The sequence below is a fragment of the Asaia sp. SF2.1 genome (genome assembly GCF_000505765.1).
Lineage (GTDB): Bacteria > Pseudomonadota > Alphaproteobacteria > Acetobacterales > Acetobacteraceae > Asaia > Asaia bogorensis.
Genome location: NZ_AYXS01000001.1, coordinates 363,505 through 373,842, shown reverse-complemented (window position 1 = coordinate 373,842; position 10,338 = coordinate 363,505). Strand labels below are relative to the sequence as shown.

The following is a 10,338-nucleotide window of genomic DNA, read 5'->3' as shown; positions in this document are numbered from 1 at the left end:
CTGTTCCTGATCATTATTAGTGCAGTGTTAATAATTCATCAAATTACTTCAACGCTGATAGATCAGACGTGCGCGCATCGTGCCCTTGAGTTCGCGAAGGCTGTTGAGCAGGCGGTTATCAAGTTCCGAGTCGGGGCTCGCATCGGTCTCAACCACAACATAACCGACCTCGCCATCAGTCTGCAGGTATTGTGCAACGATGTTGCAGTCTTCGCTGGAGAAGATCTCGTTGATCTGACGCATGATACCGGGGCGGTTTTCATGCACATGCATGAAGCGCGTGCCACGCGGACGTTCGGGCAGTTGCACGGGCGGAAAATTGACAGCGCCCAGCGTGGAGCCGACATCGGAATATTCCACAAAGCGCTTGGCGACTTCCACGCCGATACGCTCCTGCGCTTCCATGGTCGAGCCACCGATATGCGGTGTGAGTATGACGTTGGGCAGTCCCTGAAGGGGTGAGACGAAGCTCTCGCCTGCGCCTTTGGGCTCCTTGGGGAATACGTCCACACCGGCACCCATGAGGTGCCCGTCACGCAGGGCAGCAGCGAGGGCATCGATATCGACCACAGTGCCGCGTGCATTGTTGAGCAGGATGGAATTGGGCTTCATGGCGCGGATTTCGGCCTCGCCAATCATGTCCTTCGTCTGCTCTGTCTGCGGAACGTGCAGGCTCACGATATCGGACTGAGCGAGAAGCTCATTGAGCGTGGCAACCGGTGTGGCATTGCCATGCGGAAGCTTGTCTACGGTATCGTAATAGATCACGCGCAGGCCAAAAGCCTCGGCCAGCACTGAAAGCTGCGAGCCGATCGAGCCGTAGCCCACGATGCCGAGCGTCTTGCCGCGCACTTCCCACGCGTTCACAGCCGATTTGTCCCAGCCGCCTGCGTGGCATTGCTCGGAGCGCGAGGGAATACGACGCAGCAGCATGACGATCTCGCCCATGACGAGTTCGGCTACAGAGCGCGTGTTGCTGAAAGGAGCGTTGAAAACCGGAATACCTGCCATGCGTGCCGCGTTGAGATCGACCTGATTGGTGCCAATGCAGAAGCAGCCGATTGCCATGAGCCGGTCGGCCGCCTCGATCACGGGGGCAGTGAGCTGTGTCCGTGAGCGGATGCCCACCATATGCACACCCTTAAGCGCTTCTGTCAGGGCCTCGCCCTCAAGCGCGGTCTTGAGGCACGTTACCTGCTTGTAGCCCTGCGCGGCGAGATGCTGGGCGGCGCTTTCATGAATACCTTCGAGCAGAAGGATGCGAATGCGGTCTTTGGGGAGAGAAAACGAGGCTTCCATGTCGGCTCCTGTCAGCAGCGCAAATCCGAAACGCGATGCTAGCTCATACGTGGTTCAGGGGGAAGGGCGAAGGCTCGCGATGGCCTCGGGCAGAAGCGCTCTGTCACCACAGGCTAGAACGGTGCCATCGCTCTCAAGCGTAAGAGGCGCGCCCTGCCAGTCCGTGACAATGCCGCCTGCGCCGTTCACGACGGGCACCAGAGCAGCCCAGTCCCACGGTTTCATGGTACATTCCGCAATCAGGTCAATCTGCCCGAGTGCCAGCACGCCATAGCCATAGGCATCGCCACCCCAGCTTGTGCGACGTGCAGCTTTCTTGAGCTGTGCGAAACGCTGGTCAAAAGGGGCGATGAGCATATCGGGCGAGGTGCAGGACAGCTCGGCGTCACCAAGCGTCGGGCAATTCCGGGTGCCCGCAACGCCGGGAAGCGTGGCGGATTCAAAGACGGTCTCGCGCCCGGCAACGCCAATCCACCGTTCACGGGTGAAGGGCTGATCGATCACACCCAGCACAGGCGTACCCTTGTGGAACAGGGCAATGAGTGTCGCAAAACTCGGCCTGCCGGTGATAAAGGCGCGAGTGCCATCTATGGGGTCCAGTACCCATATGTAATCTCCCTCATCACCGGAGAAACCATATTCCTCGCCCAGAATGGCATGGTCGGGATGGGCCTGCCTGATGATGTCGCGCATGGCAGCTTCTGCCTCGCGATCAGCACGCGTGACGGGAGATTCGTCGCTCTTGTCATCCACATCCAGACCAGCGCGGAAATGGGGTGTGACCGCCCGACCCGCATGATCGGCACAGAGCAGTGCTGTTTGCAGGCAGGCATCGAGATCGGGCGGAAGCGTCATGGCTGTAACTCACAATCCGTAAATCAGCCCCGGGCGGGCGGGGCAGCGTCGTGCAATCAGAAGGCATATTCGGCAGTGTGGTCCCGATCGCAAGGGCACATGGGGCCCGAACGACAGTATCGGACCGAAAAACAGGATTTTCAGCCATGATGGCGATGAATCATTACGGGCTGACGCAATGAAAACGCGCAGCCTGCAAGGAAAGATTGACGCGTCATGGGGGGTGCGGCATGTCTGGCCTCGCGCTGCGGCCCTTCACAAGACAAGCGGAAAGCCTGCCTCATTCCCATGAATCCTATTATCGTCATTCCATCGCGTCTTGCCTCGACGCGCTTGCCAAACAAGCCGCTGGCAGAGATCGACGGCAAGCCCATGATCCTTCAGGTGGCGTTACGGGCGCTCGCATCAGGCCTTGGCCCTGTGCTTGTTGCCTCTGGCGATCAGGCCATTCTCGATGCCCTGTCTGGACATGATGTGGCAGGTGTGCTGACCGATCCGGCCCTGCCCAGCGGATCTGACCGCGTTCATGCCGCCCTGCAAAGCCATGATCCGGAGGGGCGTCATGATGTGGTGATCAATCTGCAGGGTGATCTGCCTCTGATTGCGCCGCACAGCCTCTCCGCCGCCCTGCGCCCGGTGGCTGAGGGTTTCGATATCGGTACGCTGGTTGCGCCGGTAGAGACAGAGGAAGAGGCGCGACGGGCCTCCGTCGTCAAGGCTGCCTGCGCTTTCGCGCCGGGTGCAACTGTAGCGCGTGCGCTTTATTTCTCCCGGCAGCCGATCCCCTGGGGTGACGGCCCGCTCTGGCATCATGTCGGGGTGTATACCTGGCGGCGTGAGGCGCTGGCGCGGTTCGTGGCGCTCGCGCCTTCGCCTCTCGAGCGTCGTGAGTCGCTTGAGCAACTGCGTGCGCTTGAGGCGGGTATGAGCATTGGCTGTGCTTCTATCACCGAGGCACCGCTCGGGGTCGATACGCCTGAGGATCTCGTGCGCATACGTCAGGTGCTTGCAGCATGACCCACATAATTGCTTTTCAGGGGCGTCCCGGCGCTTATTCCGATCTTGCCTGCCGCACAGCGCGACCGGGCTGGAAAACCCTGCCATGCCCCAGCTTTCAAGCGGCGATTGATGCCGTGCGCGAGGGACGGGCAACGCTCGGCATGCTGGCTTGCGAAAATTCGCTTGCGGGCCGTGTTCCCGAAATTCATGCACTTTTGCCCGAGGCCGGTCTGCCGATCATTGGCGAGCATTTCCAGCGTGTAGAACACTGCCTGATTGCCTTGCCCGGCACCAGGATCGAGGAAGTGAAGCGGGTTCATACCCACCCGGTGGCGCTGGGGCAGATCAGGAACCTGATCCGTGAGCTTGGTGCCGAGGCCTGCTCGGCCTTCGATACGGCGGGGGCGGCAGAGATGGTCGTCAAATGGCAGTCCCGCGAGGATGCCGCCATTGCGTCATCACTGGCTGCCGAGCTCAACGGCCTTGAGGTCTTGCGGGCCAATGTCGAAGACGCTGCGCATAACACGACGCGGTTCTATCTGGTGGCGCGACAGGCTGCCTGGCCCTCGCCGCAGGATGAACGCGTGATCACAACACTGGTGTTCCGTGTGCTCAACCGGGCTGGTGCGCTTTATGAGGCTCTCGGTGGTTTTGCGGCAAATGGCGTCAACATGACGCGTCTCGAAAGCTATATGAGCCCCGGCACGCTGACCGCGACAGGCTTTCTGCTGGATGTGGAAGGCCACCCCGAGCAGGAGGCGCTGGGCAGGGCTCTGGCGGTATTGCGGGGATGCAGCGAGAAAATTGCCATACTTGGCGTTTATCCCGCGAGTCCCTCCCGTTATCCGGGGTAGCGCACAGGGGCAGGGCTTCCACGCGATATCCATTTGACAGGGGCGGTAGGAGTTCTATTTAGCAGCAGGTTCTAAAAACGGGGCAGGTGAACAAGCATGGCACGGAACAAGGATTTCAAAGGGTCTCTGACCGCGCTGCTGACCCCGTTTCGTGCAGATGGCACGGTTGATCTCGCGGCTCTCGGCCGCTTTATCGACTGGCAGATCGATGAAGGGACGGCGGGACTTATCCCAGCCGGCACGACAGGCGAAAGCCCGACCCTGACCCATGATGAGCATGCGCTTGTTGTCGCCCATACCGTCAAGGTGTCGGGCGGGCGCGTGCCGGTCATGGCTGGCGCGGGGTCGAACAGCACGCATGAGGCGATCGGCATGGCACGCCATGCTAAGGCCGTTGGTGCCGACGCCCTGCTTGTGGTCGCACCCTATTACAACAAGCCGACCCAGGAAGGCCTGTACCAGCATTTCATGCTGGTTGCCGATGCGACCGATCTGCCGCTCTATGTCTATAATGTGCCTGGTCGCTCAGTGGTCGAAGTTCTGCCGGAGACGATGGCGCGCCTTGCGCAGCACCCGAATATTGTCGGGACAAAGGATGCAACGGCCAATCTGTCGCGTCCGCTTCAGCTCCGTGCCCTGCTTGGCGATACGCCATTCACCCAGCTGACGGGCGATGACGGCACAACGGTCTCGTTCCTCGCTGCGGGCGGGACGGGTTGCATCAGCGTCACAGCCAATATTGCGCCGAGGCTTTGTGCCATGATGCACGAAGCATGGCAGGCGGGTGACGTGGCAAAAGCGATGCAGATCCAGCAACGTCTGACACCCCTTCACGACGCCATGTTCTGCGAGAGCAATCCGGGGCCAGTGAAATACGCAGCGTCACGTTTGGGGCTGTGCACCCCGACTGTGCGTTTGCCCCTGTGTGAACCCGGCTCGGCCTCCCGCGCTGTGATTGACGAGGCTCTGAAAAAAACCGGCCTGTCAGGATAAATTGTGACTGAAAAAAAGAAATCCGGTCTGATCTCTCACGGCATTGCTGCGCAGAACAGAAAAGGCCGGTTCAATTATACAATCCTCGAAACCGTCGAGGCAGGTCTCGTTCTCAAGGGGCCGGAGGTAAAGAGTCTTCGTATGGGTCGCGCAGCGATCAACGAAGCCTATGCTGGCGAGCGGGACGGCGAGATCTGGCTGTTCAATTCCTATATCCCTGAATATCAGGGCGGCGTGCTATCCCGTTTTGACACGCGCGCACCGCGCAAGCTGCTCTTGCACAAGAAGCAGGTTGCCCATCTGCTTGGCGCTGTCTCGCGGGCAGGGGCTTCGCTCGTTCCGCTGGACGTTCATTTCAATGCCCGTGGACGTGCCAAGCTGACACTTGGCCTCGGTCAGGGGCGTAAGAAAGAGGACAAGCGCCACGCGATCGCCGAGCGGGACTGGCAGCGTGACAAGGCCCGGTTGCTCCGCAGCAAGGGCAAGGATTACTGATCAGCGCGTTGGAAAGTGTTGCCCTGCTGTAAGCGTGGTCCGGGCTCACCCACCGTTTATCCGATGATAGAGTCTGCTCCGGTGCTGGTGCGCTTTTTCGGTTGAAAAGGGCATGGCGCTGAGTCCGGGTCATCACAGATGATTGCTGCTCACCATGTGATACGACTGTGCTGGCGGAGAGTCATTCTAGAGCCTGAAGCGGGCTAGTCCCGACAAGGCACATCCCGACAAGGCACAAAAAAAACCCGGCACAAGGCCGGGTTTTTTCTGGATCAGAAGATCGCTCAGGCGATGTTGATGTCGGCTGCTTCCGGACCCTTCTGGCCCTGCACAACCTTCACATCGACGGCCTGGCCTTCATTGAGGCCGGAGAGGCCCGAACGCTCGAGAGCCGAGGCGTGGATGAAGATGTCCTTGCCACCGTTTTCCGGCGTGATGAAGCCGAAGCCCTTCGTGGCGTTGTACCACTTCACGATGCCGCGCAGATCCTGTGCCTGTGACAGGTCAGGAGCCGGACGGGCCGGACGACCACCGCCACCGAAAGCCGGGCGCGGGCCAGCCGGGTTGAAGGCAGCGCGGGGGCGCGGTGCTTCTGCCGTGCTGGTGTCGACGTTGAGAACCTCAGCGACCTGACGGCCCTTGGGGCCCTGGCCAATGCGGACGTTCAGCGTCGTGCCGGGGTTTACGCTGGTGTGGCCAGCGGTGGAGAGGGCGTTTGCATGAAGGAAAACGTCGCCTGATCCATCAGCGAGCTCGACAAAGCCGAAACCCTTTTCGCTGTTGAACCACTTGACGCTGGCGCCCACTTCCGGGCCTGACGCCAGAACCTGTGGGCCGCCCGAAGGGGGACGACGATTTTGCATCCCGCCACGGTCACCGAAGGAGGGGGTCATGAAATCGTCGTCGAATCCGCCGCGGCGCGGGGAACGTGGGCTGCGGTCGGTACGGTTGCTTCTCAACGGTCTAATCCCGAGATCTGTGCGGTGATCCATCATACTGAGAATCACCAGTGGAGTAAGTCGAAACGGTGTGCACGGGCCTGCCGGCTGGTACGGAACGGGCGATGTCCACAAGGGGTTTCATTAAGACCCTAACACGGTTTTTTCGGGTTATGCCACCAGAAAACGTGACCCGATTACCACGATCTTCTTCATATCGCGTTTTTATGAGCGGATAGTCTTCGGGTTACCGGCTGTCACTGTTTCCTGTTACGTGAAATCGGCTATGGTGGCCGCCTGTTATTTCGGAAGGGGATGGATTTGCGCTGTTCAAAGTCGCGCTGGCCGGGCGCCAGACAGGTCAGGGCCGGATCGCTCTCGGTTCTCGGTCTCGCTGTGATGGGTGCAACGGCTCACGCCACCCCGAAACAGGATCCTTATGGCACCTGGACGCTGCAGGGCGAGAATGACGCGGTGTCGACCCTCAAGGGAACCTCGGACCAGTATTATACGTCGGGGCTCCGTTTCAACTGGACATCAGGCACGGATAATCTGCCCAAGCCTTTCGCTGACGTGAACCGCTTCCTGCTCGGTGACGGCGTGCAGCGTGTGAGCCTTGGTGTGCAGCAGCTCATCTTTACCCCGCGCGATACCCAGACCGCTCAGCCGGCTTCGGGTGATCGTCCCTATTCGAGCCTGCTGCTCGGCACAGTCAACTTCATCAATGATACTGACCTTTCGCGCAGCGTTGCCGGCATTCAGTTTGGTGTGATGGGCCCGGCAGGCCTCGGGCGTCAGCTGCAGAACGGTTTCCACGGCGCTATCGGGGATACGAAAAATCTCGGTTGGCACACCCAGCTGCAGAATCAGCCGATTTTCCAGATCCAGGCCGGGCGTATCTGGCGTCTGCCGGTCGTGAACCTCTATGGAATCAGCGCCGATGTGCTGCCGGCCATTTCAGGGGCTGCCGGCGACTATCGTACCTACGCCGATGCAGCCGGAACATTCCGTATCGGTCAGGGACTGGACAGCGATTTCGGCAATGCGACGATCGGGCCGGGCCTCGATGGAACGGATGCCTTCGTCGCCACACGTCCTGTCGCCTGGTATCTGTATGGTGGTGTGGAGGGGCAGGCTGTTGCCTATGACTCGACACTGCAGGGCAATACGCTGCGTGATAACTCGCCTCATGTCGACAAGACCTGGGATGTCGGCATGATCCATGCTGGCCTCGCCGTGATGTGGCATGGTGTGCGCCTGTCCTACAGCCAGAACTGGCAGACTGCCCAGTTCAAGACGGCAAAGGCGGGGCTGTTCAACTATGGTTCGCTCAAGCTTTCGGTCAAATTCTGAGCCTAAGCCAACAGTAACAACCCGGCTCTGCCGGGTTGTGCCTGCGTGATTGAAAAAGCCCGTACCGGTCTGTCGCCGGTACGGGCTTTTTCCATGCTCGACGTCTGCACTCTCAGTCTGTTTGCGGGCGAACCGCCCCGGACAGGTCTGAGTTAGAGATAATCTGGCGTCGGGATGCCAAGCAGATAGCCCTGAACTTCCTCGCATCCATACGAGTCGAGGAAGGCCATCTGACGCTCTGTTTCCACGCCTTTGGCGCAGCAGGAGATGCCGAGCCGACGGGCCATCTGAATTGTCTGCCCCATGACTTCATTGACCCGGCGATCATCGTTGAGGCGGAGCATGAACGAGCGGTCGAACTTGATCTGATCAACCGGAAAATTCGCCAGCCTTTCGAGCGAGGAGTAGCCTGCGCCGAAATCGTCAAGAGCGACATGCACACCGAGAGCCCTCAACCGGGAAAGCTCCTGATAGGCAATGTCACGCGGACCAAAGGAACGCTTTTCGGAGAGCTCGATCTGCAGACGTTCGGGAGGGAGGCCTGTTTCCTGCAGGATGGCTTCCACCATGCCCGAGAGGAGGCGGCGTGCCAGCCATGTTGGGGAAATATTGACGCATACGCGAAGCGGGTGGCTCCAGGATGCCGCTGCCTCGCAGGCCTTCCTCAAACTCCACTGATCAATCTTTTCGATCATGCCGCCGTTTTCGGCGCATTGAATGAAAATATCGGGTGGAATCTGGCCGACGCCAGGGCGCTCCCAACGCAGCAGCGCTTCGAGCGCCACAACGGTCTGGCTGCCAGGGGCGATGATCGGCATCCAGTTCAGGGAGAGTTCGCCGCGTTCCACGGCCTGCATCAGATCACGTTCAAGGCCAGACGATCCGATGAGCGCCGCCGTGCCGGACAATGTCGCACGTCTCTCATGGGCGCCACCGTTCTGTCGAATGTCGTTCACTGCGGCATCGACGGCCTGCAACAGGGCGGCTGCATTGTCGCCATCATCGGGGAAGAGGGCCCACCCGATCGAGAACGAGGGCTGGATCTCCCCTCGGTCAATCAGGATCTCCGGAGAAAGGGCCTGGCGGATATTGGCGATAAGCGTACGTGTCGTGACGAGCGACAGGCCGGGCGGCGAAACGACAAGGATATTGCCACCCCCTGCATAGGCCAGATAGGCCTGTGCAGGCAGAATGGCCTGGATGCGCGTAATGCTTTCGTCGATGACCCGGTTGGAAGTCTCCCAGCCGTAGCGCAGATTCAGGGCGTTGAGATGATCGAGATCGATCTCCAGTACCGAGAAGCTGGTTTTACGGCTTTCACCGGATGTGGTGTCGATCAGCCTGCCGATATGCGCAGCACAGAGGCGGCGGTCAGGCAGGTCGCGGCGACGCGTCTGCAAAGGCTGGTTGAGCAGGATTGTTCTTGCACAGACAGCCAGATAGGGGGCAAGCTCACGGAGTTCTGTTTCGGATCCCGAAAGCGGAATATGGGCCAGAAGCGCGAGATCATTTTCGAGCGCGATACCTATATCGATCGATGTGTCGGTTCTTTTCAGATAGAGCGAGTCCGTAGCGTTGCAGACGGCCCTGACACACTCAGCCGTAATCTCCGAGGCGATACTGTCGTCACGGGCAATCTCGATCAGGTCTCCGGCCCTGTCGAAACCACATATGCAGGCAGACGATGCGCCGAGCAGCCTGCGCGCGATTTCAAGTATCGCGAGGTGTGGTTCGGGCTGATGGATCGATGACATGTCGCCTCTCTCTGACGGGATAATGCAGGTTATGAAAGACAATGACGATTTGGGCAAGTCTGGTCTTGATCAATAGTCAAAACGAATTCAGTAACATGTCAAAAGATTAAACAAGTATTTCGACGGGTGACTAGTATTGTCATTATCCGGCTCGATTTATCCTGTTCGGATCATCTCGGTCGAATATCCGGAGAAGTGCCTGTAATTCTGTGCCCATTTTGCAGGACTCAGATAATTTATATGTGATCGCCTTGGTTTCGCGATGTGCTTCGTTAAGGAGTGACTCTGCATCGACCCCTTCGGTCAATCTGAAGAGGGGCAGTCCCGACTGTCTGTTGCCAGTCAGATCACCACCGCCGCGCAATCTGAAGTCGCGTTCAGCGATGATGAAGCCGTCCTCCGTTTCCCGCAGCAGGGCGAGGCGTTCCTTGCCTGTGGCACCGGTCGCGCCGTCATCATAGATCAGCAGACAGAACGACGCTGCTGCACCACGCCCGACGCGGCCGCGCAACTGGTGTAGCTGGGCAAGCCCGAACCGTTCGGCGTGTTCGATCACCATGACAGAGGCATTGGGGATATCGACACCGACCTCGATAACCGTCGTCGCGACAAGCAGCCGAGTCTCACCCAGCCGGAAACGGTCGAGCTCGGCCTGTCTCTGAGAGATTTCCTGCCGCCCATGAGCCAGTCCAACAGGTGTAGTCAGGCGTTGCGAAAGGTCGGCCCATCGTGCTTCGGCTGCAGCCACGTCGAGCACCTCGCTCTCTTCAACAAGCGGGCAAACCCAGAAAACCTGTG

General features: G+C 59.6%; 10 protein-coding genes. 5 read left to right on the top strand and 5 right to left on the bottom strand.

Annotated features, from left to right (window positions below):
* Positions 1-48: 48 nt before the first annotated feature.
* Complete coding sequence (gene serA, locus P792_RS22290) at positions 49-1,299, bottom strand: phosphoglycerate dehydrogenase (RefSeq protein ID WP_023977468.1); 1,251 nt, start codon at positions 1,297-1,299, stop codon at positions 49-51.
* A 54-nt stretch (positions 1,300-1,353) separates the two neighbouring features.
* On the bottom strand, positions 1,354-2,154 hold the full coding sequence (locus tag P792_RS22285; RefSeq protein ID WP_023977467.1) for an inositol monophosphatase family protein: 801 nt from the start codon (positions 2,152-2,154) through the stop codon (positions 1,354-1,356).
* Between the two features lie 288 nt (positions 2,155-2,442).
* Here P792_RS22285 and P792_RS22280 point away from each other — a divergent pair, with 288 nt between their 5' ends.
* From P792_RS22280 to smpB, 4 genes are all read left to right on the top strand, one after another.
* Positions 2,443-3,171: a 3-deoxy-manno-octulosonate cytidylyltransferase gene (locus P792_RS22280; protein WP_023977466.1), complete on the top strand. Its 729-nt coding sequence runs from the start codon at positions 2,443-2,445 to the stop codon at positions 3,169-3,171.
* Positions 3,168-4,007, top strand: a complete 840-nt coding sequence (locus tag P792_RS22275) for a prephenate dehydratase (protein WP_023977465.1) — start codon at positions 3,168-3,170, stop codon at positions 4,005-4,007. The genes P792_RS22280 and P792_RS22275 overlap by 4 nt, the downstream gene beginning before the upstream one ends.
* Positions 4,008-4,103: 96 nt before the next feature.
* Positions 4,104-5,000, top strand: a complete 897-nt coding sequence (dapA, locus tag P792_RS22270) for a 4-hydroxy-tetrahydrodipicolinate synthase (protein ID WP_023977464.1) — start codon at positions 4,104-4,106, stop codon at positions 4,998-5,000.
* 3 nt (positions 5,001-5,003) lie between these two features.
* Positions 5,004-5,495: an SsrA-binding protein SmpB gene (gene smpB / locus P792_RS22265; RefSeq protein WP_023977463.1), complete on the top strand. Its 492-nt coding sequence runs from the start codon at positions 5,004-5,006 to the stop codon at positions 5,493-5,495.
* Between the two features lie 284 nt (positions 5,496-5,779).
* On the opposite strand, the gene P792_RS39545 is transcribed toward smpB, so the two are convergent.
* A complete protein-coding gene (locus P792_RS39545) occupies positions 5,780-6,454 on the bottom strand; it encodes a cold-shock protein (RefSeq protein WP_023977462.1) in 675 nt (224 codons plus the stop codon).
* A gap of 378 nt (positions 6,455-6,832) precedes the next feature.
* Here P792_RS39545 and P792_RS22255 point away from each other — a divergent pair, with 378 nt between their 5' ends.
* Complete coding sequence (locus P792_RS22255; protein WP_231944696.1) at positions 6,833-7,786, top strand: lipid A deacylase LpxR family protein; 954 nt, start codon at positions 6,833-6,835, stop codon at positions 7,784-7,786.
* A gap of 152 nt (positions 7,787-7,938) precedes the next feature.
* Here the strand turns inward: P792_RS22255 and P792_RS22250 are convergent, their stop codons facing one another.
* The gene (locus tag P792_RS22250) at positions 7,939-9,540 is read right to left on the bottom strand and encodes a GGDEF domain-containing phosphodiesterase (RefSeq protein ID WP_023977460.1); all 1,602 of its coding nucleotides are present in this window, start codon (positions 9,538-9,540) and stop codon (positions 7,939-7,941) included.
* A 142-nt stretch (positions 9,541-9,682) separates the two neighbouring features.
* Positions 9,683-10,338: helicase-related protein (locus tag P792_RS38150; RefSeq protein ID WP_035439210.1), on the bottom strand; the 656-nt coding region annotated here is incomplete at its 5' end.

What these genes read in the sequence shown, in the direction of transcription:
- dapA (WP_023977464.1), top strand. Translation starts at nt 4,104, where the DNA reads ATGGCACGGAACAAGGATTTCAAAGGGTCTCTGACCGCGCTGCTGACC.
- P792_RS22280 (WP_023977466.1), top strand. Translation starts at nt 2,443, where the DNA reads ATGAATCCTATTATCGTCATTCCATCGCGTCTTGCCTCGACGCGCTTG.
- serA (WP_023977468.1), bottom strand. Translation starts at nt 1,299, where the DNA reads ATGGAAGCCTCGTTTTCTCTCCCCAAAGACCGCATTCGCATCCTTCTG.
- P792_RS22255 (WP_231944696.1), top strand. Translation starts at nt 6,833, where the DNA reads ATGGGTGCAACGGCTCACGCCACCCCGAAACAGGATCCTTATGGCACC.
- P792_RS22275 (WP_023977465.1), top strand. Translation starts at nt 3,168, where the DNA reads ATGACCCACATAATTGCTTTTCAGGGGCGTCCCGGCGCTTATTCCGAT.
- P792_RS22285 (WP_023977467.1), bottom strand. Translation starts at nt 2,154, where the DNA reads ATGACGCTTCCGCCCGATCTCGATGCCTGCCTGCAAACAGCACTGCTC.
- P792_RS22250 (WP_023977460.1), bottom strand. Translation starts at nt 9,540, where the DNA reads ATGTCATCGATCCATCAGCCCGAACCACACCTCGCGATACTTGAAATC.